At 70.6% G+C, this 24,267-nt stretch carries 28 protein-coding genes and 1 riboswitch; of the genes, 21 read left to right on the plus strand and 7 right to left on the minus strand.

From position 1 onward, the window contains the following. The first annotated feature begins 7 nt into the window (after positions 1 to 7). The 6 genes from rpoN to E9232_RS10985 all read left to right on the plus strand — a co-directional run bounded on the left by rpoN (position 8) and on the right by E9232_RS10985 (position 5,883). On the plus strand, positions 8 to 1,543 hold the full coding sequence (rpoN, locus tag E9232_RS10960; RefSeq protein WP_309793968.1) for an RNA polymerase factor sigma-54: 1,536 nt from the start codon (positions 8 to 10) through the stop codon (positions 1,541 to 1,543). 157 nt (positions 1,544 to 1,700) lie between these two features. Beyond that, a complete protein-coding gene (hpf, locus tag E9232_RS10965; protein ID WP_309793969.1) occupies positions 1,701 to 2,282 on the plus strand; it encodes a ribosome hibernation-promoting factor, HPF/YfiA family in 582 nt (193 codons plus the stop codon). 22 nt (positions 2,283 to 2,304) lie between these two features. Next, positions 2,305 to 2,763 (plus strand): PTS IIA-like nitrogen regulatory protein PtsN, encoded by a 459-nt coding sequence (gene ptsN / locus E9232_RS10970; protein ID WP_309793970.1) that lies wholly within the window; start codon positions 2,305 to 2,307, stop codon positions 2,761 to 2,763. Positions 2,764 to 2,815: 52 nt separating this feature from the next. Then, on the plus strand, positions 2,816 to 4,333 hold the full coding sequence (locus E9232_RS10975) for an FGGY family carbohydrate kinase (protein WP_309793971.1): 1,518 nt from the start codon (positions 2,816 to 2,818) through the stop codon (positions 4,331 to 4,333). Between the two features lie 57 nt (positions 4,334 to 4,390). Then, positions 4,391 to 5,146 carry a GntR family transcriptional regulator gene (locus tag E9232_RS10980; RefSeq protein WP_309793972.1) on the plus strand — a complete coding sequence of 252 codons (756 nt, stop codon included), beginning with the start codon at positions 4,391 to 4,393 and terminating at the stop codon, positions 5,144 to 5,146. Next, on the plus strand, positions 5,143 to 5,883 hold the full coding sequence (locus tag E9232_RS10985; protein WP_309793973.1) for an SIS domain-containing protein: 741 nt from the start codon (positions 5,143 to 5,145) through the stop codon (positions 5,881 to 5,883). Before E9232_RS10980 ends, E9232_RS10985 begins: the two co-directional genes overlap by 4 nt. Before the next feature lie 89 nt (positions 5,884 to 5,972). Here E9232_RS10985 and E9232_RS10990 read toward each other — a convergent pair whose 3' ends face one another. After that, a complete protein-coding gene (locus E9232_RS10990; RefSeq protein ID WP_309793974.1) occupies positions 5,973 to 6,194 on the minus strand; it encodes a DUF1150 family protein in 222 nt (73 codons plus the stop codon). Positions 6,195 to 6,222: 28 nt separating this feature from the next. Beyond that, a complete protein-coding gene (locus tag E9232_RS10995) occupies positions 6,223 to 6,687 on the minus strand; it encodes an Hsp20 family protein (RefSeq protein WP_309793975.1) in 465 nt (154 codons plus the stop codon). A 324-nt stretch (positions 6,688 to 7,011) separates the two neighbouring features. Between E9232_RS10995 and E9232_RS11000 the strand changes: the two genes are divergently transcribed. Both E9232_RS11000 and E9232_RS11005 read left to right on the plus strand, forming a co-directional pair. Continuing rightward, positions 7,012 to 7,482: a Fur family transcriptional regulator gene (locus tag E9232_RS11000; RefSeq protein WP_309793976.1), complete on the plus strand. Its 471-nt coding sequence runs from the start codon at positions 7,012 to 7,014 to the stop codon at positions 7,480 to 7,482. 1,142 nt (positions 7,483 to 8,624) lie between these two features. Beyond that, on the plus strand, positions 8,625 to 9,239 hold the full coding sequence (locus E9232_RS11005; RefSeq protein ID WP_309793977.1) for a dienelactone hydrolase family protein: 615 nt from the start codon (positions 8,625 to 8,627) through the stop codon (positions 9,237 to 9,239). A 33-nt stretch (positions 9,240 to 9,272) separates the two neighbouring features. On the opposite strand, the gene bla is transcribed toward E9232_RS11005, so the two are convergent. Further along, complete coding sequence (bla, locus tag E9232_RS11010; protein ID WP_309793978.1) at positions 9,273 to 10,055, minus strand: subclass B1 metallo-beta-lactamase; 783 nt, start codon at positions 10,053 to 10,055, stop codon at positions 9,273 to 9,275. Between the two features lie 208 nt (positions 10,056 to 10,263). Between bla and E9232_RS11015 the strand changes: the two genes are divergently transcribed. From E9232_RS11015 to E9232_RS11050, 8 genes are all read left to right on the plus strand, one after another. After that, positions 10,264 to 11,229 carry a CobW family GTP-binding protein gene (locus tag E9232_RS11015; protein ID WP_309793979.1) on the plus strand — a complete coding sequence of 322 codons (966 nt, stop codon included), beginning with the start codon at positions 10,264 to 10,266 and terminating at the stop codon, positions 11,227 to 11,229. Further along, on the plus strand, positions 11,226 to 12,254 hold the full coding sequence (locus tag E9232_RS11020) for a WD40 repeat domain-containing protein (RefSeq protein ID WP_309793980.1): 1,029 nt from the start codon (positions 11,226 to 11,228) through the stop codon (positions 12,252 to 12,254). Before E9232_RS11015 ends, E9232_RS11020 begins: the two co-directional genes overlap by 4 nt. Then, positions 12,251 to 12,583: a hypothetical protein gene (locus E9232_RS11025; protein WP_309793981.1), complete on the plus strand. Its 333-nt coding sequence runs from the start codon at positions 12,251 to 12,253 to the stop codon at positions 12,581 to 12,583. Before E9232_RS11020 ends, E9232_RS11025 begins: the two co-directional genes overlap by 4 nt. A 23-nt stretch (positions 12,584 to 12,606) precedes the next feature. Continuing rightward, complete coding sequence (locus E9232_RS11030) at positions 12,607 to 13,011, plus strand: GFA family protein (RefSeq protein WP_309793982.1); 405 nt, start codon at positions 12,607 to 12,609, stop codon at positions 13,009 to 13,011. A gap of 163 nt (positions 13,012 to 13,174) precedes the next feature. Further along, positions 13,175 to 13,336, plus strand: coding sequence for a hypothetical protein (locus E9232_RS11035; RefSeq protein ID WP_309793983.1), 162 nt, complete (start codon positions 13,175 to 13,177; stop codon positions 13,334 to 13,336). Between the two features lie 5 nt (positions 13,337 to 13,341). Further along, on the plus strand, positions 13,342 to 14,100 hold the full coding sequence (locus E9232_RS11040) for a metal ABC transporter ATP-binding protein (RefSeq protein ID WP_374710609.1): 759 nt from the start codon (positions 13,342 to 13,344) through the stop codon (positions 14,098 to 14,100). Further along, positions 14,097 to 14,972: a metal ABC transporter permease gene (locus tag E9232_RS11045; protein WP_441723307.1), complete on the plus strand. Its 876-nt coding sequence runs from the start codon at positions 14,097 to 14,099 to the stop codon at positions 14,970 to 14,972. The genes E9232_RS11040 and E9232_RS11045 overlap by 4 nt, the downstream gene beginning before the upstream one ends. A 26-nt stretch (positions 14,973 to 14,998) precedes the next feature. Beyond that, positions 14,999 to 15,895, plus strand: a complete 897-nt coding sequence (locus E9232_RS11050) for a metal ABC transporter substrate-binding protein (RefSeq protein ID WP_309793985.1) — start codon at positions 14,999 to 15,001, stop codon at positions 15,893 to 15,895. Positions 15,896 to 16,080: 185 nt separating this feature from the next. Here E9232_RS11050 and E9232_RS11055 read toward each other — a convergent pair whose 3' ends face one another. Next, entirely contained in the window at positions 16,081 to 16,809 is a 729-nt protein-coding gene (locus E9232_RS11055; RefSeq protein ID WP_309793986.1) for a CbtA family protein, read from the minus strand. A gap of 10 nt (positions 16,810 to 16,819) precedes the next feature. Beyond that, positions 16,820 to 17,011 carry a CbtB domain-containing protein gene (locus E9232_RS11060; protein ID WP_309793987.1) on the minus strand — a complete coding sequence of 64 codons (192 nt, stop codon included), beginning with the start codon at positions 17,009 to 17,011 and terminating at the stop codon, positions 16,820 to 16,822. 164 nt (positions 17,012 to 17,175) lie between these two features. Continuing rightward, positions 17,176 to 17,405: riboswitch (cobalamin riboswitch) on the minus strand. Positions 17,406 to 17,522: 117 nt separating this feature from the next. Here E9232_RS11060 and E9232_RS11065 point away from each other — a divergent pair. Beyond that, entirely contained in the window at positions 17,523 to 17,966 is a 444-nt protein-coding gene (locus tag E9232_RS11065; protein WP_309793988.1) for a hypothetical protein, read from the plus strand. Positions 17,967 to 17,980: 14 nt separating this feature from the next. Here the strand turns inward: E9232_RS11065 and E9232_RS11070 are convergent, their stop codons facing one another. After that, entirely contained in the window at positions 17,981 to 19,006 is a 1,026-nt protein-coding gene (locus E9232_RS11070) for a TIGR01620 family protein (protein WP_309793989.1), read from the minus strand. Further along, positions 19,003 to 20,376, minus strand: a complete 1,374-nt coding sequence (locus tag E9232_RS11075; protein WP_309793990.1) for a YcjX family GTP-binding protein — start codon at positions 20,374 to 20,376, stop codon at positions 19,003 to 19,005. Before E9232_RS11075 ends, E9232_RS11070 begins: the two co-directional genes overlap by 4 nt. A gap of 149 nt (positions 20,377 to 20,525) precedes the next feature. Between E9232_RS11075 and E9232_RS11080 the strand changes: the two genes are divergently transcribed. From E9232_RS11080 to E9232_RS11095, 4 genes are all read left to right on the plus strand, one after another. Next, a complete protein-coding gene (locus E9232_RS11080) occupies positions 20,526 to 21,311 on the plus strand; it encodes a YdcF family protein (protein WP_309793991.1) in 786 nt (261 codons plus the stop codon). Positions 21,312 to 21,355: 44 nt separating this feature from the next. Beyond that, positions 21,356 to 21,994: a 5,6-dimethylbenzimidazole synthase gene (gene bluB / locus E9232_RS11085; RefSeq protein ID WP_309793992.1), complete on the plus strand. Its 639-nt coding sequence runs from the start codon at positions 21,356 to 21,358 to the stop codon at positions 21,992 to 21,994. 163 nt (positions 21,995 to 22,157) lie between these two features. Further along, entirely contained in the window at positions 22,158 to 23,486 is a 1,329-nt protein-coding gene (locus E9232_RS11090; RefSeq protein ID WP_309793993.1) for an ABC transporter substrate-binding protein, read from the plus strand. A gap of 212 nt (positions 23,487 to 23,698) precedes the next feature. Continuing rightward, a complete protein-coding gene (locus E9232_RS11095) occupies positions 23,699 to 24,265 on the plus strand; it encodes an SIS domain-containing protein (RefSeq protein ID WP_309793994.1) in 567 nt (188 codons plus the stop codon). Positions 24,266 to 24,267 lie beyond the last annotated feature (2 nt).

Here is a 24,267-nt window from a genome sequence, read left to right on the forward strand (position 1 = left end):
GGCGACCATGGCCATTTCGCAACGCTTGGGGCTCAGGCAGAGCCAGGCGCTGGTCATGACGCCGCAGCTGCAGCAATCGATCAAGCTGCTGCAGCTCTCCAACATCGAGCTCTCCGCCTTCGTCGAGGGCGAACTCGAGCGCAATCCGCTCCTGGAACGGGAAGACGGCGAGCGCGGGGATGACGGCGACAGCACCGGCGACCGCAACGACGCCGAGCCCCCTGATCCCGGGTCCGGGCGGACGGTGGCGGCCGATGTCGCCCTGACCGCGCCGGAGCCGCCGGCCATGGTGTCGGCCGACGCGCCGCTCGACACCGACTGGAGCAACCTGTTCACCGGTTCCAGCTCCACCGACCGCAACGACGATTACGGCGGCGAGGCGCAGTTCGCCGGCGCCGGCCGCGGCCGCATGGACTTCGCCGACGACCTGCCCGGGCTGGACGAGACGCTGCCGGAGCGGCCGAGCCTGCGCGACCATCTGCTGAGCCAGATCGCGATCGAGTTCGCCGGGCCGGCCGACCGGCTGATCGCGGCGCGGCTGGCCGACCTGCTGGAGGACACCGGCTATCTCGGCGTGCCGGTCGAGGAGATCGCGGCCGCCTTCGGCTGCCCGCCCGCGCGGGTCGAGGCGGTGCTGCGCCGCTGCCAGCGGCTGGACCCGCCCGGCGTGTTCGCCCGCAGCCTGGCGGAGTGCCTGGCCATCCAGCTGGCCGAACGCAACCGGCTCGACCCGGCGATGCAGGCACTATTGGACAATCTCGACCTGCTGGCACGGCGCGACCTGGCGGCGGTGATGCGGCTGTGCGGCGTCGACGCCGAGGACCTCGCCGACATGATCGCCGAGATCCGCGCCCTCGACCCTAAGCCCGGTGCCGCCTTCGACCACGAGATCGCGCAGACGCTGATCCCCGACATCCTGATGCGGCCGCAGCAGGACGGCAGCTGGCTGATCGAGCTGAACGCCGAGACGCTGCCGCGGGTGCTGGTCAACCGCCGCTACCACGCCGAGATCACCCGAGGCACCCGCAGCAAGGTCGACCGCGACTATGTTGGCACCTGCCTGGCCGACGCCAACTGGCTGGTCCGCGCCCTCGACCAGCGCGCCAACACCATCCTCAAGGTGGCGTCCGAGATCGTGCGCCGGCAGGATGCGTTCTTCGTCCTCGGCGTCCAGCACCTGCGGCCGCTGACGCTGAAGGACGTCGCCGAGGCGGTCGACATGCATGAGAGCACGATCAGCCGGGTGACCACCAACAAGGTGATGGCGACGCCGCGCGGGGCGTTCGAACTGAAGTACTTCTTCACCCAGGCGATCCAGGGGGCCGATGGCGGCGACGCCCATTCGGCCGAGGCGGTGCGCCACCGCATCCGCACCATGATCGATGCCGAGCCGGCGGATGGTGTGCTGTCGGACGACCGCATCGTCGAAATCCTGCGCAAGGAGGGGATCGACATTGCGCGCAGGACCGTCGCCAAGTACCGTGAGGGGATGCGGATACCATCCTCCGTCCAGAGACGACGCGAGAAGGGTTTGAGCCGATGAGCGCTCCCCCGTCCTCGTCCGCAGCCCAGGGCCGGGCCCCCTTCGTTGACAGAAAGGTGCCCCATCCCTATGGTCGCCGCGCAAAGGCGGCCCCCCACGGCCGCCCGGTTCTTTTTTGGGCGCCGTTTTCCCATCGTGCAGCAGTGAAGCGACAGCCATGCAACTGACCGTCCGAGGCAAGCAGATCGATGTCGGTGACGCCCTGCGCACCCATGTCAGCGACGCCCTCACCAGCACGACCGCGAAGTACTTCAACAACGCGATCGAGGCCAACGTCGTCTTTTCCCGCAACGCGCATCTGATCCGGAGCGATCTGTCGGTCCATGTCGGCCGCAACATCCTCCTGCAGAGCAATGCGGAGGCCGAGAGCCCGTATCACGCCTTCGACGCTGCGGCGAACAAGCTGGCCAAGCGCCTGCGCCGCTACAAGCGCCGCCTGCGCGACCACCACAATGGCGACGGCCAGCCGTCGCTGGCCGCCCAGGCCTACATCCTCGAGGCCGAATCCGAGGAGATCCACGAGGGCGACGAGCCGACGCAGCCGATCGTGATCGCCGACGTGTCGACGACGATCGAAAGCCTGACCGTGCTGCAGGCGGTGATGCGCCTCGATCTCGGCGACCTGCCGGCCCTGATGTTCCGCAACCAGGCACTGGGGCGGCTCAACATGGTGTTCCGCCGTCCCGACGGCAACATCGGCTGGGTCGACCCGAAGGGGAACGAGGACGCCGCCGCCTGACGGCGGCGCGTCCGAATCCGACATGATCGATTTTCTTCGCCCCGAGGCGATTCTCGCCAGTCTGAAGGCTGCCAGCAAGAAGCAGGCGCTGCAGGACCTGGCCCGCCGCGCCGCCGAACTGACCGGCCAGCACGAGCGCTTCATCTTCGACGTGCTGCTCGAGCGTGAGCGGCTGGGGTCGACCGGCGTCGGCCGCGGCATCGCCATCCCGCACGGCAAGCTGCCCAACCTGCCCGGCGTGTTCGGTGCCTTCGCCCGGCTGGAGCGGCCGATCGACTTCGACGCGGTCGACGAGCAGCCGGTCGACCTGGTGTTCCTGCTGCTGGCCCCGGAAGGGGCGGGGGCCGACCATCTCAAGGCGCTGGCCCGCATCAGCCGCATGCTGCGCGACGAAAGCCTGTGCGAGAAGCTGCGCGGCTGCCAGAGCGCCGACGCGATCTACGCGCTGTTGTCCCAGACCGAGGCGGTGAACGCCGCCTGATCCCCGGCCGCCCGCTCCGCTGGGCGGGCCGGTCCTCGTGCGCAGGCCCGCCATGCCGCCGCTCCTGCTCGGCCTCGACGCCGGCACCTCGGTCATCAAGGCCGCGCTGTTCGGGCGCGACGGCCGCCAGGTCGCCGCCGCGGCCCGGCGCACCCTGGTGGCCCATCCGGCGCCGTCCTGGTCGGAGAGCGACCCCGAGGCCGCGTGGTCGGCAACCGTCGCCGTGATCCGCGAGGTCCTGGCCGGGGCCGAGGGCCGCGACGTCGCCGCCATCGGGGTCTCCGGCGCCATGGTCGGCGCCTGGGTGATCGATGCCGACGGCCGGCCGGTGCGGCCGGGCATCCTGTGGGACGATGGCCGCAGCCAGCCCTGGATCGAGGCGATGCAGGCCCGCGACCCGCATTTCCTGTCCCGCATCTTCGCGTCGTCCGGCTCGGTGATGCAGCAGGGCTGCACCCTGCCGGTGCTGCACTGGCTGCTGGACCATGAGCCCGAGGCGATGGCGCGGGCGGACTGCGTGTTCGGCTGCAAGGACTTCCTGCGCTTCCGCCTGACCGGCCGGCGCGCCACCGACCCGACCGAGGCCGCGGTGGCGCCGGGCAGCGCCGTGGCCCAGGGGCGCAGCGACGCCGTCCTCGACCTGTTCGGCCTGCAGCCCCACCGCCGGCTGCTGCCGCCGGTGCTGCCCTGCGAGGCGATCGCCGGAACCGTGACGGCGGCCGCGGCGGCGGAGACCGGGCTGCGGCCCGGCACCCCGGTCGTCACCGGCGCCGGCGACGTCGCCGCCAGCGTCATCGGCTCGGGCGGGCTGGCCCCGGGATCGGCTTGCACCATCCTCGGCACCACCTGCCTGAACGGCATCGTGCTGCCCTCGCCATCCTTCACGCCGCCGGATCTCGGCCTGCTGTTCAGCCTGCCGGACCGGATGTGGCTGCGCTGCATGGTCAATGTCGCCGGCACCAGCAATCTCGACTGGTGCCTGCGCAGCCTGTGTCCCGACCTGGCCGCGGTGCCCGATCCCTATGCGGCGCTGGAGGCGCTGGCCGCGGCCGCCGAACCCGGGGCCGGCGGGGCGGTGTATCTGCCCTATCTCAGCGAGGTCGGGATCATCGCCCCGGCGGTCTCGGCTGCGGCGCGGGCGCAGTTCGCCGGGCTGGCGCCGTCGCAGGGCCGGGCCGAGCTGGTGCGCGCGGTCTATGAAGGGCTGGCCTTCGCCATCCGCGACTGCTTCGAGGCCATGGACGCGCGGCCGGAGACGGTGCTGCTGTCCGGCGGCGGCGGGCGCAGCGCCTTCTGGTCGCAGATGATCGCCGATGTGCTGGACCTGCCGGTCGAGATTCCCGCAGGCACCGAACACGGCGCCCGCGGCGCGGCGCTGCTGGCCGCGACCGGCATCGGATGGTATCCCTCGGTCGGCGAGGCCTCGCGCCGGACCCGCGCCATCCGGCGGTCGCATCGCCCCGATCCGGCGCTGCGACCGCGCTACGACGCCGCCTTCCGCCGCTACGCCGCGCATCGTGACGCGCTGCTGCGGATGACACTGCCGAGCGGAACGTCCGACCTTTCTTGACGGGGTCGGGATCGGCCTCCATCATGCCAAACGTGGTCTAGACCACCAGGGCCCATCATGACCGACCTAGAGCCGACCTCTTCCGACAAGCCGATCTACCAGAAGATCGCCCAGGACCTCGCCGACCGGATCCGCGACGGCGGCTTCGCCGTGGGCGACCGGCTGCCGTCCGAGCGCGACCTGGCCGACCAGCTCGGCATCAGCCGGATGACCGTGCGCCAGGCCTTCAAGAGCCTGACCGATGCCGGGCTGATCGAAAGCCGGATCGGCCGCGGCTGCTTCGTCGCCCGGCCCAAGATCGACCAGCGGCTGCAGCGGTTGAGCGGCTTCAGCGAAGACATGGCCCGGCTGGGCCGCCGCGCCGCCAGCGTGATCCTGCGCCAGACCGTGGTGCCGGCGGCGGGCGAGGCGCGCGAGGCGCTGGGCATCGCGGAAGGGGACCCGGTGGTCCTGCTGGAACGCGTCCGCCTGGCCGATGCGGTGCCGATGGCGTTCGAGATCAGCTGGCTGCCCGCGGCGCTGGTGCCCGGCATCCTCGACAAGCACGATTTCAGCACCGCCTCGCTGTACGAGGTGCTGCGCCGCGACTACGGGCTGGTGCCCTGGCAGGCGGAACAGACGGTCGAGGCCGACCTGCCGGACGCCATGACCGCCAGCGCGCTCGACATCCCGCTGACCGCGCCGGTGCTGGTGCTGACCCGGCGGACAGCCGATTCCGCCGGCCATGTCATCGAATTCGTCCGCTCCGCCTATCGCGGCGACCGCTACAAGATGCGGGCGCGGCTCTCCCCTCCAGACACGACGGACTCATGACCGCCCCTGCTCTTTCCGGTGCCTCCGCCTATCTCGCCGGCATCGCCGACCGCATCGCCGCCCTGACCGCGACCCAGGGCGCCGCGATCGGCGCCGCGGCCGAGGCCTGCGTCGAGACCATCCGCCGCGACGGGCTGATCTACATCTTCGGCACCGGCCATTCCCACCTGATGGCGGAGGAGGGGCATTTCCGCGCCGGTGGCCTGGCCTGCGTGGTGCCGATCCTGGCCTCCTCGGTGATGCTGCATGAAGGCGCCGTGGTCAGCGGCGTGCTGGAGCGGATGACCGGCCTGGCCGACCCGCTGCTCAGCCGCTACCCGATCGGGCCGGGCGACACCCTGTTCGTCTACTCCAACAGCGGGGTCAACGCGGTGCCGGTGGAAGCCGCGCGCTACGGCAAGGCCCGGGGCGCCCGGGTGGTGGCGGTCACGTCGATCGCCTATTCCAAGGCCGCGGCGGCCGGCCGCGAGACCCTGGCCGAGATCGCCGACATCGCCATCGACAACCAGGGTCCGCCCGGCGACGCCTCGGTGACCGCGGCCGAGGGGCTGATCGTCGGCCCGATCTCGACCGTGCTGGGTGCGGCGATCTGGAACGCGGTGCTGACCGAGACGGTGGCCCGGCTGGCCCAGTCGGGCGAGGTGGCGCCGGCCTATATCAGTTCGAACATGCCGGGGTCGAAGGACCGCAACGCCGCCCTGGTGGAACGCTACCGCACCCGAAATCCTCACCTGTGAGCCCGCGTCTCCCGACGCGCTCCTGAACGACAAAAGCCCCGCCGGTCGGCGGGGCTTTCGCGTTCAGTCCATGCGAGGGAGCGGCGGGGTCAGTGGGCGCTGACCGGCTCCATGTCGTTCTGGCGGATCACCGCGAAGGCGACGTCGCGATCCTTGACCACGGTCAGCGGGGTGCCGTCGGCGCCGTGCACGGCGAAGACCGCTTCGCCCTCGACCACCGCCCGCTTGACGAAGGCGATCTGGTTCAGGCCCAGCGCCGCGAAATCCGTCGGCGACATCTGGTTCAGGGTCGGAATGGCATGTGTGTTCATGGTCATCACCACGGGTTTCGGTTCAGCTTCACGCATTGACGTCGCTGGCGACGTCAATGGTGGTCTTGCCGTTGGCCTTGGATGCCGCGGGCTTGATCGCGATGGTCCGGACCTTGGTCTCCGGCAGCGGGCGGCGGAGGTCGACGTTGAGCAGCCCGTTGTCGAGCGAAGCCCCGGTCACCTCGATGCCCTCGGCCAGCACGAAGGCGCGCTGGAACTGGCGGGCGGCGATGCCGCGGTGCAGGAACACGCGCTCCTTCTCGTCGGACTGCTTGCCGCGGACCACCAGCTGGTTGTCCTCGATCTGCACCGACAGGTCGGCGTCGCTGAACCCGGCGACCGCCAGGGTAATTCGCAGCTGATCGTCGCCGATCTGCTCGATGTTGTAGGGCGGATACCCGTCGTTCGGCACTTTGCCGATCCGATCGAGCGTTCGCTCGAACTGCTCGAAACCGAGCAGGAGCGGGCTGTTGAACAGCGAAACCCGCGTCATGGTCACTCCTCCTGACGAGCGAGCTGCCGGAACCCCCGGCTGAGGTGGCCCGGTCGCCCGGCGCCTGTGGGGGAGGGACCTTCAAGCATCCCTCTTGTTTAAGGAGATGGGGGGTGACCGGTCGGTTTCAAGATCGCCGGCTATGCAGCCCATCCAGCCCGACGGCGGGCCAGCCCGCTCGTCGATGGTCGGGCTTCGGCGGCCGGACCGCAAGCCCTTGCGTTCCCGGCCGGATTGTCCAAATAGCCGCTGTGCAAGGGTTTGGTCCGCCCCGCGCGCGCATGCTATCAATCGGACATGGGACGACAGGTGGAAGACATGCCGATGGCGTCGAAGAGCAAGGCCGCCGTGGCGCCGAAGACGACCGCGAAGCGCGGTCGGCCGCCTCGGGCCGGGCTGTCGCATTGGCAGGAGCGGGTGCTCGACCTGGTCCGCGCCAGCGCCGAGCCGGCCAGCGCCTACGACATCCTGCGCGAGATGAAGGATGACGGCATCACCGCGCCGCCGGTGGTGTATCGGGCGCTGAAGGGGCTGCTCGACCGCGGCCTGGTGCACCGGATCGAATCGCTCAACGCCTATGTGGTATGCGGCGGGCCGGACCACCATCACCACCAGCCCGCGCAATTCGCCATCTGCCGCGACTGCGGCCGGGTGGAGGAGATCACCGACCCCGCGGTCGACCAGCTGATCGAGGCCTGGACCCAGCGCATCGGCTTCGTCGCCGACAGCCGCACCATCGAGATCCTCGGCCGCTGCCGCGACTGCGCCGCCCGCCAGGCCCTCGCCGCAGACTGACCCCGGCGTCGGGTGGCGGCCGGGACGCGATGCGTCGACGCTCTCCACCGCGCGGAGGAGACCGGGCTCGTGCAGAGAGACCGGGTGAGGGGCGGCACCAAACAATATGAGTCCCCCCTCCCCTTGCGGGAGGGGGGTAGGGGGAGGGGGTTCTCTGGGCCGGGGCCGGCATTGGACTGTGGGAAGCCGGGTCGGGCGGGATGGATCCAAACCCATCCGCGCGCGGACGCGCGCAGACCCCTCCCCCTAACCCCCTCCCGCAAGGGGAGGGGGGACAAGGAAGGTGCTGCCGGCTGGGCGGATGGAATGGCTCCGGCGCCCCAACTCTCAGCTGGTGTCGTCCTCTTCGCGCCGGACCGCGGGGTCGGATTCGCGCATCCAGCCCCGCTGGGGACTCCAGTTGCGCGGTGGCTCCGGCCGTGGTCGTGGCGGGATGGGGAAGACTGCCGGCGCCGGTGCCGAGGCCGCGGCTTCGACCGCGGGCCAGTGGGGCTTGATCCCGAGGTCGCGGCAGGCGCAGCACCAGGGTCTCGATCGGCAAGGCGGTGTCGGCCAGGTCGGCGTCGATCCGGTCGGTCTCGCTCAGCCGGGTCCAGAGGTCGGCGTGCACCCGCTCCTTCGCGTCGGGAGCAGCGGGGGCGGTGTCGATGGCGCGGGTCACGCTGCGGGCAACGCGACGGCGGCGGTCATCCTTCGCCGCCTGCCGCCGGCTCCATCCGTCATCCGCCTCGCGCAGGGCCGTCTCCCGCCGCTCGCGCAGCCGGTCCTTGAGCGCGATGGCGCGGCGCATGCCGAGGGCGAGGCTGCTGAAATGGGTCTCCGCGACGCCGGCCTTGTCGAGATCGCCGGCCTTGGCGGCGGTGACGACCGCGGCCTGGAACACCCGGGCCATCTCCAGGCCGAGTTCCGCCAGTTCGGACAGCATCTCCGCGTCCCGGGCAGCCTCCCCCGTGGCCGGCGATGCGGCAGACGGGATGTCGGTGCTGGTGGAGGCGTTGTCCATATGCGAATTAGAACATAACAAGAACAAACGAGTCAAGCCGAACTGCATGAGGGGCTGGCTTGGTCCGACGCCTCTCCCGCTGCGCCTCCAGAATGGCGCGCCCTTCCCGGCGAGGGGGCCGACGCCGTAAGGTGATCGCTTGCATGTCCAACCATCAGACCCGGAGGTTCCCATGGCCGAGGTCCTGTTGTTCCACCATGCACAGGGGCTGACCCCCGGTGTGCGTGCGTTCGCCGAAGACCTTCGGGCCGCCGGCCACACCGTGCACACGCCGGACCTGTTCGACGGACGCACGTTCCGGAGCATCGAGGAGGGGCTCGCCCATATTCGTGAAATCGGATTCGACGAGGCGCGGGAACGCGGCGTCCGGGTTGCCGACGGACTGTCTTCCGAGCTCGTCTATGCCGGGTTCTCATTCGGCGTGCTGCCGGCGCAGAAGCTCGCGCAGACGCGGCCCGGGGCCCGTGGAGCGCTGCTCTTCTACTCCTGCCTGCCGATCAGCGGCGAGTGGGCCTTCGGACCTTGGCCGGACGGGGTCCCGGTCCAGATCCACGGCATGGACAACGACCCGATCTTCGTCGGCGAGGGCGACGTCGACGCCGCCCGTGAGATCGTGGAGAAGGCCGAGGATGCCGAGCTTTTCCTGTATCCCGGCGACCAGCACTACTTCGCCGACAATTCGCTGCCGTCCTACGACGCGGATGCGACCGCGCTGCTCACCAGACGGGTGATCGAGTTCCTGGGGCGCGTCTGACCCAGCCGGCGTCCCGGAGATCTTGGGCGCCGTTCAGCCGGCCGGGTGGCAGCTCTTCGCCGCCTCGGCCCTCGCCAGGGTCCGGGTGTGGGCCAGGAGTTCGGCGTCGCCGACCTCGCCATGGCCCGGCACCACGATCTTCGCCGCCTTGCCGTAGCGGCCGATGACCGCCTCGACCGATTGCGGCCAGCGGCAGATGTCGGAATCGTCGGTGTTGCCCAGGTTGCCCTGCTCGACGCCCCGGATCATGCAGCCGCCGAACAGCACGGCGCTGTCCGCCAGGAAGGCCACGGTGTTGTCGCGGGTGTGCGCCGGGCCGGGATAGAACAGCTCCACCGGCCGGCCGCCGCCGGTGATGGTGGTCGACTCGCCGCTCCAGCTGCGCTGGATGGTGCCGGCGCCCTCGGCCTCCTTCACCGTCTCGTCCCGGGCCATCGACCAGCCGCCGCGGGCATGCACCGCCGCCAGGCCGCTCAGGCGGTCGTCATGGGCGTGGGTGACCAAGAGGTTGATCGGCCGGTTCGGGGCGGCCTGCGCCACCTGGGCCAGCAGGGCCACGGTCTGCGCCGGCGTCCAGGCGGCGTCGATCAGCAGCACCTCCTCGGGCCCGATCAGGGCGAGGCCGTTGGACGGCACCCAGCCCTGCGGGGTCTTGCCCCAGCTGGTGTGCAGCCAGACGCCGTCGGCCAGCTGGCGGAAGCCCAGCGCGGGCGGCGCATCCTCGCCCTCCGCCCAGGCCGGCCGGACCAGGGCCAGCGACAGGCTTGCGGCGCAACCGCACAGGAAGGCACGGCGGGACGGGGCGGCAACGGACATGTCGATCCTCGGCTGCGAAACGGCGGAGTCGGCCTCCGGACACCGTGCCTCGCGAAGAATCTGGGCGATTCTGGGGCACGCTGCCGGCGGCCGGGTCCGCATGGCGCGCCTTGTCCATAGCATCCGGCCGGGGATCAGGCGACAGGCTTGCGTCTTTCCAATATGTTATATAGTAACAGTTATCCCGTCCGGAACCCGAAGCCCGCCCATGCCCCGCATCCCCGTCACCGTCCTGACCGGCACCCTCGGCGCCGGCAAGACCACGCTGCTGAACCGCATCCTCTCCGAGGCGCACGGCAAGCGCTACGCCGTGATCGTCAACGAGTTCGGCGAGATCGGCATCGACGGCGACCTCGTGGTCGGCGCGGATGAGGAGGTGTTTGCCATGAACAATGGCTGCCTCTGCTGTTCGGTGCGCGGCGACCTGATCCGGATCATCGGCGGGCTGATGAAGCGCGCCGACGGCTTCGACGGCATCCTGATCGAGACCACCGGCCTGGCCGACCCCGCCCCGGTGGCCCAGACCTTCCTGGTCGACGACGAGGTGCGCGAGCGCGCCGCCCTCGATTCGATCGTCACCGTGGTCGATGCCCATAACATCGAGGCGCGGCTCGACGACAGCGACGAGGCGGAGGAGCAGGTGGCCTTCGCCGACACCATCCTGCTGAACAAGACCGACCTGGCGGATGCGACCGGCCTGGCGGTGGTGCAGGCACGGATCCGCGCCATCAACCCGGTGGCGCGTGTCATTCAGACCCAACGCTGCGACGTCGACCTCGGCGCGGTGATGGGCGCCGGCGCCTTCGACCTCGACCGGCTGCTGGCGCTCGCCCCCGACCTGCTCGACGGCCACGCCCACCACCACGAGCATGACCAGGGCGTCGGCAGCCTGTCGTTCCGGTCGGACCGACCGCTCGACGGGCGACGCTTCATCGAATGGATCGGCATGCTGCTGGCGGTCCGCGGCGCCGACATCCTGCGCAGCAAGGGCATCCTCGACTTCGCCGACGCGACCCGGCCCTTTGTGTTCCAGGGCGTGCACATGCTGCAGGAGGGCGATTTCGCCCCGGCCTGGCGGCCCGGCCAGCCGCGCGAGAGCCGGCTGGTGCTGATCGGCCGCAACCTCGACGCCGCCGGCCTGCGCGCCAGCTTCGAGGATTGCGTCGCCCGATGAGCCTGCTGCTGCCGCTGCGTGCGCTAGCCGAAGAAAAGGGCATCGTCCGGGCATGGCCGGCGCCGGTGGTGGCGGTCGCCTTCGCCGGCCGGCATTTCGGCTTTGGCCTGGGCGACGGCACGGTTCGCCTGATCGACATCGAGGCCCCGGATTCGGTGGTCACCGCGCCGGCGCATGGCGGCGTCGTCCTGGCGCTGTGCCCGGATGTCGCCGGTGGATTCCTCAGCGGCGGCGATGACGGCCGGCTCTGCCGCATCGATCCCGGCGGCGCGGTGTCCGAGATTGCGACGGTGCCGGGCCGCTGGATCGCCGCGGTCGACGCCGCCCCGGCGACCGGGCGCCGCCTCTGCGCCGCCGGCCGGGACGTGCTGGTGTTCGATGCCGAGGGCGGGGAGGTCACCCGGCTGCAAGGGCCGGCCGTGATCGACGGCGCCGCCTTCGACCCGCGCGGCCGGCGCGTCGCCGCGGCGCATTACGGCGGCGTCACCGTGTGGTCGCCGCGCAAGCGCGGCTGGCCGTCCAGGCTCTATGCCTGGCAGGGGGCGCATCTCGGCGTGACCTGGCATCCGAGGTCGCGCTTCATCGTCTCGGCGCTGCAGGAGAAGGCGCTGCACGCCTGGCGGCTGTCGGACGGCGTCCACATGCAGATGCCGGGCTATCCGGCCAAGCCGCGCTCGATGGCCTGGGCCGATGGTGGGCGGGCGCTGGTGACCTCCGGCTCCGAAGGCGTGGTGTCCTGGCGCTTCACCGGGCGGGACGGGCCGATGGGCGGCACGGCGAGCGAGGCCGGCTGGGCCCGCGGCACGCCGATCACCCGCGTCGCCGCGCATCCGCTGCTGCCGGTCGTGGCCGCCGGCGCCAAGGACGGCTTCGTCGCGCTGATGCCGCTCGACGGCAACGGCTACGTCCCGGTGCTCCGACCCTACGGCGCCGCGATCGAAGCCCTGGCCTTCTCCGCCGACGGGCGCTGGCTGGCGGCCGGCGATGCCGGCGGCCGGGCCGCCCTGGTCGACCTGCAGCCATGACCGGCGCCACGGCCCTCGACGCCTCCGACATCGCCACAAGGCGCGCCCGGCATTGGCCCGAGGCGCGGCGCGTCCTGGCCCATCCGGACTTCCACCGCGGCTTCCGCGAGGCCCTGTCGGGCCGCCCCTTCGACCACCGCCGCGCCGACTCGCTGCCGCGCCTGGGCCAGCTGCGCTACGAGAACGGGCGGCAGATCGCGGCCGAATGCGTCGCCCAGGGCCTCGCCGTCGACTGGCCGTCGCCCGGGCACATCCCGCCGGCGCTGAAGCACCTGGTGCTGCGCCGCTTGGCGCCGTCGCCGCTGGCCCGCCGGCCCGCGCGGCGATAGGCTGGCGGGGGAGGTGCGGCGCCATGCTAATCGACGGCCAGTGCCATTGCGGCCATGTCCGATACGAGGCCGAGATCGAGCCAGAACAGGTAGGGGTCTGCCACTGCACCGATTGCCAGGTGCTGACCGGCTCCGCCTTCCGGGTCACGGTGACCGCGCCGCGCGACCGGATCCGGCTGACCGCGCATCAGCCCAAGGTCTACGTCAAGATCGGCGACGGCGGCCGCCGCCGGCTCCAGTCCTTTTGCCCGGAATGCGGGTCCCCGCTCTTCGTCACCGGCGAGGGGGCCGATGCCGAGGAATGGGGTATCCGTTGGGGCAGCATCCGGCAGCGCGAACAGTTGGTGCCGAAGCGGCAGTCCTGGTGCGGTTCGGCCGTGCCTTGGATCTATCGCATCGCGGATCTGCCCGGCCGGCAGGGAGACTGACACGTAGGCTGGGTTCGCGAGGGCGAACCCGACCTAGTCCTTTGGTCGGCATCCCTTCGGCCGACGCTTTGCGATCTTGCAAAGATGTTATACGTTAACGTCAATGGTGCCGCGCCGCCCGGGCGCTATGGTGCCGTACCTGCCTCACCGCATCGGCCGATCCATGACCCTGTTGCATTCCCACCCCGCCCACACTGCCCGCCGGGCGGGGGAGATCGGACCGTCGGCCCTGGCCGCGCCGGTCGGGCTGCGGCTGGTCGTCGCCTTCGGCCTGATCGCCGTGCTGTGGCTCGCCGTGGCCTGGGCGCTGGGCTGGCTGGGATGAACGTGATGAGCCCCTCCGGCGCCACCGGCCGCATCCGCCTTGCCAACCTGACCGCCGGCTATGAGCGGCACCCGGCCGTGCACCATGTCGACGGCAGCTTCGAGCCGGGCACGCTGACCGCCATCGTCGGGCCGAACGGCGCCGGCAAGTCGACCCTGCTGAAGACCATCGCCGGCCTGCTGACCCCGCTGTCCGGCCATGTCGACCGCGGCGGCCTGCGCCGGCGCGATGTCGCCTACCTGCCGCAGCTGGCGGAGATCGACCGCAGCTTCCCGATCTCGGTGGCCGACACCGTGCTGCTCGGCGGCTGGGCCCAGACCGGGCTGTTCGGCGGCGTGACCAAGGCGCTGCGCCGGCGGGCCGAAGAGGCGCTGGAGGCGGTCGGCCTCGGCGGCTTCGAGGGCCGGCCGATCGGCAGCCTGTCCGCCGGCCAGTTCCAGCGCGTGCTGTTCGCCCGGCTGCTGCTGCAGGACGGGCGGGTGATCCTGCTCGACGAGCCCTTCACCGCGCTCGACACCAAGACCACCCGCGACCTGGTCGACGTGGTGCGGCGCTGGCATGGCGAGGGGCGCACGGTGATCACCGTGCTGCACGACCTCGATCAGGTGCGCGAGTTCTGCTCGCACACCCTGCTGCTGGCCCGCGACCCGATCGGCTGGGGCCTGACCGGAGACGTGCTGTGCGCCGAGAACCTGCTGCGCGCCCGCGCCATGGCGGAAGCCTGGTCCGATCGTGGCGAAGCCTGCCATCGGAGCGCGGCGTGACCGATCCCTGGACCTTCCTGGTACAGCCCTTCCTCGAATACGACTTCATGAAGCGGGCGCTGATCGCCTGCATGGCGCTGTCGCTGGGCTGCGGCCCGGTCGGTGTGCTGCTGGTGCTGCGGCGGATGAGCCTGGTGGGCGATGCCATGTCGCATGCGGTGCTGCCGGGCGCCGCGGTCGGCTTCCTGATCTCCGGCCTGTCGCTGTGGGCGATGGGGCTGGGCGGGCTGGTCGCCGGCCTGCTGGTGGCGCTGATGGCCGGCGCCGTCACCCGGGTCACGGCGCTGCGCGAGGACGCCGCCTTCGCCGCCTTCTACCTGATCGCGCTGGCCGCCGGCGTGCTGATCGTCTCGACCCGCGGCAGCAATGTCGACCTGATGCATGTGCTGTTCGGCACCATCCTGGCGGTCGACGACGCGGCGCTGCTGCTGATGGCGGGGATCGCCACCGTCACCCTGATCGCGCTGGCGCTCCTGTACCGGCCGCTGGTGGTCGAATGCTTCGACCCCGGCTACCTCCGCATGGTCGGCGGCATCGGGGCGGCGGTGCATTTCGCCTTCCTGATGCTGGTGGTGCTCAACCTGGTCGGCGGCTTCCAGGCGCTGGGCACGCTGATGGTGGTCGGGCTGATGATGCTGCCGGCGGCGGCGGCGCGGTTCTGGGCCCGGTCGCTGTGGTCGCTGTTCGCCTGTTCGGCCGGCCTGGCCCTCTTGTCCGGCTATTCCGGCCTCCTGTTCTCCTATCACGGCAACCTGCCCTCCGGGCCCAGCATCGTGCTGACGGCCGGGGCGCTCTACGTGCTGTCGTTGATCTTCGGGACGCATGACAGCCTGCGGGCCCGATACCTGCCGACCGCGCATTACGCGCGCTGACCTCGTGTCCTAATCGGAGCCATTGCATGAAGACCCTGTTTCGTGCCGGCCTTCTGGGCCTGTCTCTTGCTGCCTGCGCGCTGCCCGCCTGGGCGCAGGACAAGACGCTCAACGTCGTCGCCAGCTTCACCGTGCTGGCCGACATCGTCCACCAGGTCGGCGGCGACACCGTCGCGGTCCGCAGCCTGGTCGGCCCCAACGGCGACCCGCATGTCTACGAGCCGACGCCGCAGGACGCCCAGGCCCTGGCCAAGGCCGACGTGGTCATCGTCAGCGGCCTCGACCTCGAAGGCTGGATGGACCGGCTGATCACCGCCTCGGGCTACAAGGGCAAGATCATCGTCGCCTCGGACGGCATCGTCACCCGCCGGATGGAGGATGACGGCAAGGAGATCACCGACCCGCATGCCTGGAACAGCGCGGCGAACGGCGTGGTCTATGCCCAGAACGTGACCAAGGCGCTGGCGGCCGCCGACCCGGCCCATGCCGCGGCCTACCAGGCCAACGGCGCCAAATACGAGGCCGAGCTGAAGGACCTCGACGGCTGGGCCCGGCGCGAGGTCGCGACCATCCCCGAGGCCAAGCGCAAGGTCATCACCAGCCATGACGCCTTCGGCTATCTCGGCGCCGCCTACGGCATCGAGTTCCGGGCCCCGGTCGGCTTCTCCACCGAGAGCGAGGCCTCGGCCGGCGACGTGGCCAAGCTGATCGACCAGATCAAGCACGAGCACATCAAGGCGGTGTTCATCGAGAACGCGACCGACCCCCGGCTGGTGCAGCAGGTGGCCAAGGCCTCCGGCGCGCAGATGGGCGGCGAGCTCTATGCCGAGGCGCTGTCGACCGAGGACGGCCCGGCTTCGACTTATGCGAAGATGTTTCGGTATAACATCACAACGCTGGTCGGCGGCATGAAGCAGAACTGATACCAATCCCGCAAACATCGACTCGTCGTCATCCCGGGCGCCGCGCAGCACGAAGTGATGCGCTGCTGACCCGGGATCTCTTCGAGGTCGTGCCGAGATCCCGTGTCTGCGCCGCAGCACTGCGTGCCGCAGCGCGCACGGGATGACAGGTCAGGAATTCAGACAGCCGATATGAGGTTCGGCGGTTATGCCGCCGGCCGGAAGCGTTGGTACAACAAGCCGGTCAGCGACCCCAGCACGGCCCAGAACAGCAGGCTGGTGATCACCGCCGCGACGATGAAGTCATGGGTCAGGGATTCCGGCGCCACCGACTTGAACTCGGCCGGCTGCGGCGCGCCATAGGCGTGCGGCAGCACCAGCAGGACGATGCCGGCCAGGCTCCACAGGGCGCTGCGGGTCAGGAAGATCAGCGCCAGCCCGCCGCCGGTCGCCAGCGCCGTGGCCACCCACCAGACCTGGCGGTCGAACAGCGGCGCCGCCTCGGTGCCGGGCACCTCCGGCGGCAGGCCCAGGCCGGGCGCCAGGGTGAAGGTGGCGAAGCCGGCCAGGCCCCAGAACAGGCCACGGCGCCAGTCGATCTCGCCGCCATGCACGGCATAGGCCGCGACCAGCAGCAGGGCGAAGCCAATGCCGGTCAGCACGTCGGCCAGCAGCGTGTAGGCGGTGCGCTCGAAGCCGTCCTGCGGCTCCCAGGCCGCGGCCCCGTGCTCATGATCGTGCTCGGCGGCCGCCGTGGTCGCGGCGGGCGCGGCCATCGACATGGCGGGGGCGGCGGCGTCCTCGCCGGCCTTCTCGAACACCTCGGCATGCAGGATGATCGGCACCGTGCCGAACTGGTGGACGATGGTGATGAAGGCGCCGGCGATCAGCCCGGCCAGCGCTGCCACCAGGAAGAAGCTGCGGAACGCGGCCATTGCCGACTCCTCAGTGGCAGGGGAACGCGTTCGAATGCCGGGTGTCGTGCGCGGCGTTGTGGAAGGCCTCGGCATGCGAGAAGCCGACGCCCCAGACCAGCACCACCCCCAACAGGGCGGCGAGCAGGGCGGGGACGGCGGTGCGGCTGCGCGGCGCTGCCTTGGCGCCGGTACCGATGGTGATGGACGGGTTGGACGTCATGTCCCTGTCTCCTATGCCTTGCGTTCAATGGTGAAACGGGCCGCGTCGGCCGAAGGCATGGGCACGCGTTGCCCCGGCCTGCACGCGGCAGGGCCGGCGACGCGTCGCCATGAGACGATCCTGGACACCATCATCTCCGCCTCCGGGCACCCCGCCCGGTCAATGGAACCCCTACGATGATGGCAGGTCTCCTGGCTCGCGGGTCGTGGTCTGCCGCCGACCTTCCCAAGCCTCCGGTCGCCCGGTGGCCCAGTGGTCGTCGATGGCGGCAGACTCTCCGCTTACAGTTGCGGGGGCAGCCACGGTCTAGGCCCCTGATTGGGTCGTCCGCACCGTGTTCCCTTTTAATCCCCTCGGAGGTCGTCCTCGGGGCACCATCACGGAAACCGATACGTCATTCCGCCGGGTGCGGCAAGTCATCCCAGGGCCTCCCGCGTGACATCGTCATTGCGGAGCGCCGCGGGAGCGTGGCAATCCGGTGGCACGGTCCCCTGGTCGAGGAGAGCGCCCGATGGCATCGAAAGACCCGGTCACGATCGATCGCACCGAATTGCGACTTGCCTATGAGTTCGTCAGCACCGGCGGCTTCGGCGAGAACAAGGCCTATGTCTCGCTCGACACCGGGAAAATCCACCTGGTCTCGGACTTTGCCGACATCATGGAGGAGGACGTGGCTCCGGACGACGTGGAGACCTCCGATCGCTACCTTGCCATTCCGCACAAGAACGAACTCGATCTCGGCCGGGACCTGGTCCTGCGCTTCGTCGATCGCGAGCTGCCCGGCGACCTCGACACGGTCGAGGACATATTCCGGCGAAAGGGCGCGTATGGGCAGTTCAAGCGGCTGCTGGAATCGCGGGGCGCGCTCGATCGCTGGCACGATTACGAAGAGCGCACCGTCGAGGAAGCTCTTCAGGTTTGGTGCCAGGAGAATGGCATTCGTCTATCGGAGTGACGCCCCGCGGGTGCCTAGTCCTTGCCCTTCGGCCCCGTCTCGGCGCCGAAGATCGCCTTGGCCAGGCTCATGGTGCCGGGTGGGTGGTCGCGCAGATAGGGCAGGGGGCGGCACACCTTCATCGCGGCCAGGCCGATGCGCACGCTGAGGATGCCGTTGATCGCGCCCTCGCCGGCGCGGCGGCCGAAGGAGCGCAGCAGGCCGGCGCCCAGGAAATCGCCGAGATAGTCGTTGGCGGCCTCGACCCCGCCGGCGATCAGCAGCGTGGTCGCCACCCGCCGGATCAGCGACAGCGTGGCGAACAGGCCGGGCCGGAAGCCCTGGATCTCGGCGATCCGCCGGATCATCCGCAGGTTCAGCGCGCCGGACACGATCATGTCGACCACGGCGAAGGGCGTGACCGTGGTGATCAGCGCGGTACGCCGCGCCGTGGCCGCGATGGTGGCGCGGCAGGCGGCGTCGATCGGGCGCTGGGCGTGGATCTCCAGCAGCGCGATCAGGTCGGCAGGGTCGCGCAGCTCGTCGCGCTCGCGCTCCAGCCGGGCGATGCCGTCGGCGGCCGGACCGCTGCCGTGCAGGCCGCGGAAGCGCGCCACCACCGCCTCGGCCGCGGCCGCATCGCCGCTGGCTGCGGCCCGGGCCAGGCTGCGGATCGCCTCGACCCGGCCCAGCCGACGCAGCGCCAGCAGCTCCCAGCCGGCCCAGACCAGGATGCCGATCCCGGCGATGCCGAGCAGCACCAGCGTCGCCGCCTGCAGCGGCCCGCCCTGGCTCAAGAGGTCGGTGACCAGGCGCTCGATCCACAGGCCGATGCCCAGGCCCACCAGGCCGGTCAGCGCCCCGAAGGCGATGCGCAGGGCGACGCTGCCCGGGCTGCGGCGGCGGTACAGGCCGGGATCGGAGGCTTCCGGCGCGGCCGGGACCGGGTCGTCCTCGACCGCCACCGCCTCGGCCTGGTCGAGCCGGAACACGGCCGGGGCTGGCGTCTGCCGCCCCTCCGCCTCGGGCAGTTCGTCGAGAATCAATGGCGGCCGGGTCATGCCAGGTCTTCCCCGATCAGGAACTGCAGCGCCCCGTCCAGCCGGATGTGCGGCCAGGGCTGGCCGTCGGCGCCGAGATCGGCCGGCGGCAGGAAGCGCTGGGCGCCGAAGCGGCCGCCGCCACGGGCCTCGCGCAGGCTGCGCGGCAGCGCCCCGGGGAAGGCGGCGACCGGCTTGCCGCCCGGCTCGATCGTCCCGGCGACGCAGCGCAAAGTCTCGCCCTCGTGCTTGACGTCGACCTCGCGGGTGGCGCGCAGCGAGGCGATCGCCATCGACCGCGCGGTGGCGCCCTGGAAGGCGGTGCGGCGCACGCTCTGCTGCAGCAGCTCGTCCATCAGCCCGACCAGCGGCTCATGCCCCTCGCGCGGCAGGTGGTCGGCCTTGGTCGCCGCGAACAGCACCTTGCGCACCCGGGTCTCGAACGGCCACAGCCAGTTGACGCCGCCGGTCCGGAAGCAGCCCAGGATGTCGTCCATGGCGCGGCCGAGATCCTCCAGGCTCTCCGGCCCGGCGGCGAGGTGCGACAGGAGGTCGACCAGCACGATCTGGCGGTCGAGCCGGCTGAAATGGTCGCGGAAGAACGGGCTGATCACCTTGGCCTTGTAGCCCTCGAACCGCTCCTCCATCAGCCGCCACAGCGACCCGCGCGGCGTCTCGCGCGGCCGCGGCAGCGGGCAGAAGGTGAGGGCGGGCGAGCCTTCGAGGTCGCCCGGTAGCAGGAACCGCCCCGGCTGCAGCCGGCTCAGCGGAATGGCATGGGTGCGGCAGCTGCGGAGATAGTCGGTGTACAGCCGGGCGACCTCGATGGCGTCGGTCTCCCTGGCCGGCCCGGCGGGGTCGAGGGCGGCGATCGCCTCGCGCCAGCCCTGCGACAGCGGCGCCCGCACCCCTGATGCGGCCAGGGCCAGCGTCTCCTCGGCCCAGGAGGCGTAGTCGCGCTGCAGCAGCGGCAGGTCGATCAGCCATTCGCCGGGATAGTCGAAGATGTCGAGATGCAGCAGCTGGTCGCCCAGCAGGCTGCGCAGCCCGCTCTTGGGGGCGAAGCGCAGGGACAGGCGTAGTTCCGCCACGTTGCGGGTGCTGGCCGGCCAGTCGGGGTGCCCGCCGGCGCCGGTCAGCCGCGCCACCGCCTCCTCATAGGCGAAGCGCGGCAGTTCCAGGTGCGGCTGCGGCCGCAGCAGCGCGGCGCGCAGCCTGTCCTCGGCCACGGCGTCGAGCAGCCCGAACCGCCGCGGGTCGGTCAGCCCATGCACCAGCGCGGCGATGAACACCGATTTGCCGGCCCGGCTCAGGCCGGTCACGCCAAGGCGGATGCGGCGGTCGAACAACTCGCCGGCGCGATCGAAGAGGTCGGTCGAAAACAGCTCCATGAAGGGGCGGTGTGCTCCGGTCGGCCCGAGTCAGACAGAGTAGCCCATGTGCGGACGCCTCGTCTCCGCGTCAACCCGCGCATGGGCCGATGGGTTGCATCTTCGGCCGCGATCCGCCATTCCTGGGCCCCACGCCCGGCGGGTGAGCGGTGTTCTTCTTCCTGTCCAAACTGATCTGGTTCTTCGTGCAGCCGCTCGGCCTGGTGCTCCTGGCGCTGTTGCTGGCCGTGGCCGGATTCCTCTACGGCTCCCGCCGCGTGGCGCGGCGCCTGGTCATCGCGCTGGCCGTGGCCTTCACCGCGATCTGCGTCCTGCCCGTCGGCGACCTCATGATCCTGCCGCTGGAGAACCGGTTCCGGAAGGAAGAGCTGCCGCCGGTGGTCGACGGCATCATCGTGTTGGGCGGCGCCGAGCTGAACCAGCTGTCCGGTGCGCGGGGCGAGCCGATGCTGAACGACAGCGGCGAGCGGCTGTTCGCCGCCCTGGACCTGGCCCGCCGCTTCCCGGATGCGCAGGTGGTGTTCTCCGGCGGGCTGGGCGATCCCTGGAACGGCGTGCCGGCGCAGTCGGACATCTTCCGTGACGCCATGCTGATGGCCGGGCTGGCGGAAAGCCGGCTGGTGCTGGAGGGCCAGGCCCGCAACACTGACGAGAACGTGCTGCTGCTGAAGCAGCTGCTGCAGCCCCAGTCCGGTCAGCATTGGGTGCTGGTCACCAGCGCCTTCCACATGCCGCGCGCGATGGCGCTGTTCCGCAAGGCCGGTTGGACCGTGGTGCCGTGGCCGGTGGACTATCGCGGCCTGCCGCCGGCCCTGCTGCCGCGCGCCGACCTGGTCGACCAGATGAGCGTCCTCAACGTCGCCATCCATGAATGGATCGGCCTCGTGGCCTATTGGGCGACGGGTCGCACAGCGGAGCTGTTCCCCAAGCCATGAGCGGTCGGCTATAGCTGGGCCGACCTGCCGCCAGGGAGCGAATCGTGCCCGGCCCCGACTTCCCGCCCGACTTCCGCGACCGCTTCGTCGAATTGCTGCGCTGGCGCCGCGACGTGCGCCGGTTCCGCCGCGATCCGCTGCCGCCCGGGCTGCTCGACCGGCTGCTCGATCTCGCCTGCCTCGCCCCTTCGGTCGGCAACAGCCAGCCCTGGCGCTTCGTCGCAGTGGCCGATCCCGTGCGCCGCGCCGCGGTGCGGACGGTGTTCAGCCGCTGCAACGCCGATGCTGCGGCGGGGTATGACGACGAGCGGGCCGGGCAGTATCGCCGGCTGAAGCTGGCGGGGCTGGAGGAGGCGCCGGTGCAGCTCGCCGTGTTCTGCGACCGGTCGACCGGGCAGGGGCTGGGGCTGGGCCGCCAGACCATGCCGGAGACGCTGGACCACTCCGTCGTCACCGCCATCCACACGCTGTGGCTGGCCGCCCGGATCGAGGGCGTCGGAATCGGCTGGGTCTCGATCCTGGAGCCGGAGGCGGTGACCGCGCTGCTCGAGGTGCCGCCGGACTGGCATCTGGTCGGCTATCTCTGCATCGGCTTTCCCGAAACCGAGGAGGTGGTTCCGGAGCTGGAGCGTGAGGGCTGGCAGGCCCGGCTGGGCGCCTGCCGCGCGCTGCTGGAGCGCTAGCGGCTGGGCTTGACAGCCGTTCTTGCGCCGGACGAGTGTATTCGTAGAGATACAAATGTTCGGCTTGCTCGAGAGGACGGCGCAATCGTCCATCCGAACGGGCGGGAACCCTGATCGGCCGGGTTCGGCCGCAGGCGACATATCAGAAAGGGAGGCTAGTCCAATGAAGAAGCTGTTGTTTGCCGGTGCAGCCATCGCCGCACTGCTGGCCGCAGGCCAGGCCATGGCCTGGAGCCTGAAGGAGGCGTCGGCGCCCTACAAGGGCACCACCATCAAGGCGATCTTCCTGGATCGCCCGGGCTACCGCGCCGCGATCCAGCTGCTGCCGCAGTTCGAGCAGGAGACCGGGATCAAGGTCGAGTACGAGATCCTGCCCTACGAGAACAGCCGCGAGCGCGAAGTGCTTGATTTCACGGCCGGAGGTGAGATCGACGTGGTCCTGACCGATGTCGTCTGGATCGGCGAATACGCCGACAGCGGCTGGCTGGTGCCGCTCAAGAAGTTCACCGACGACCCGGCCCTGGCCGATCCGGCGCTGAACCTGAAGGGCTTCTTCCCGATCCTGCTGGAGAGCTTCGGCACCTGGAACAAGGAGCTGTACGGCCTGCCCTTCGACAACTACTCGGGCCTGCTGTTCTACAACAAGTGCATGCTCAAGGACGCCGGCTTCGACAAGCCGCCGGCGACCTGGGACGAGCTGCTCAACACCTACGGGCCGAAGCTGACCCATGATGGCAAATATGCCTACGCCCTGCAGTCGCGCCGCGGCGAGACTCAGTCGGCCGACAGCTTCATGCGCGTGCTGTGGCCGTTCGGCGGGTCGCTGCTCAATGCCGACTTCAAGTCCAACCTCACGTCAGAGGCGTCGCAGAAGGGCCTGAAGTTCCGGCAGGATCTGATGAAGATCATGCCACCGGGCATCGTCGATTTCGACCATGCGGAATCGGTCAACGCGCTGGCCCAGGGCCAGGTGGCGATGATCACGGAATGGTCGTCCTTCTATTCCACCCTGGTCGACCCGGCGACCTCGAAGCTGGGCGACTGCCTGGGCGTGGCCACCGAGCCGAAGGGCGAGGCCGGTCTGAAGCCGGCGCTGGGCGGCTTCTCGCTCGGCGTCGCCTCGCAGTCGAGCGAGGCGGAGCAGAAGGCGTCTTGGCTGTTCATCCAGTGGGTGACGTCCGAGGCGATGGCCAAGCCCTATGTCGAGGCCGGCGGCGTCTCCGGCCGCACCGCGGTCTATGACGACCCGGCGATCAAGGCCAAGTACGCCTTCGTGGCGCCGACGGTGGAATCCTGGCAGGGCGGCGTGCCGTCGTTCCGGCCGCGCTTCCCGGAATGGCCGGCGATCTCCGAGATCGTCGCCGAATTCGGCACCAAGATCATGCTGGGCGAGGAGACCACCGAATCCGGCGCCCAGAAAATCGGCGAGCGCATGGAGGCGGTGCTGCAGAAGGCCGGATACTACGACGGCAAGAAGGAGAAGCTGCAGTAGGCTGGATGGTGGAATGATCGGGTCGAGTTCGGTCCGGGTGTAGCTCTCGTGTTGCCTCTCCCGCCTGGCGGGAGAGGCCGGGCTCGCACAGCGAGACCGGGTGAGGGTGGGCACTGGCCTCGACAAACACCCTCACCCGGAACCGCCAACGCGGTTCCGGCCTCTCCCGCAAGCGGGAGAGGCACACCAGGAACCGAACGGGAGAGTTTTCGATGCCCGACACCCTGGGCGCCCTGGCGGAAGTGGCGCTGGACGAGATCGGCGGCGTGTTCCGCCGGCTCGACCCCGATGCCATCGACCCGGTGCTCGACGCCCTGGCCGGCGCCGGCCGGGTCGTCTGCCATGGCGTCGGCCGCGAGGGGCTGATGATGCGGGCGCTGGCGATGCGCCTGTACCATCTCGGCCTCGACGCCCATGTCGTCGGCGACATGAGTGCCCCGCCGGTCGGGCCAGGCGACCTGCTGGTGGTCAGCGCCGGGCCCGGCGGCTTCGCCACCATCGATGGGCTGATGCGCGTCGCCCGCGACGCCGGGGGGCGGACGCTGCTGTTCACCGCCCAGCCGCAAGGCAGCGCCGCGGCGCTGGCCGACACCGTGTTCGTGCTGCCGGCCCAGACCATGGCCAACGATACGGGCCCTGCCGTCGCCTCGGTGCTGCCGATGGGCAGCCTGTACGAGGGCGCGCAGTTCCTGTTGTTCGAGCTGGTCGTGCTGGCGTTGCGCGACCGCCTCGGCATCGCGCCCGAGGCGATGCGGGCGCGGCACACCAATCTCGAATAGGA

The organism is Inquilinus ginsengisoli, from assembly GCF_031453975.1.
Classification (GTDB): domain Bacteria; phylum Pseudomonadota; class Alphaproteobacteria; order DSM-16000; family Inquilinaceae; genus Inquilinus; species Inquilinus ginsengisoli_A.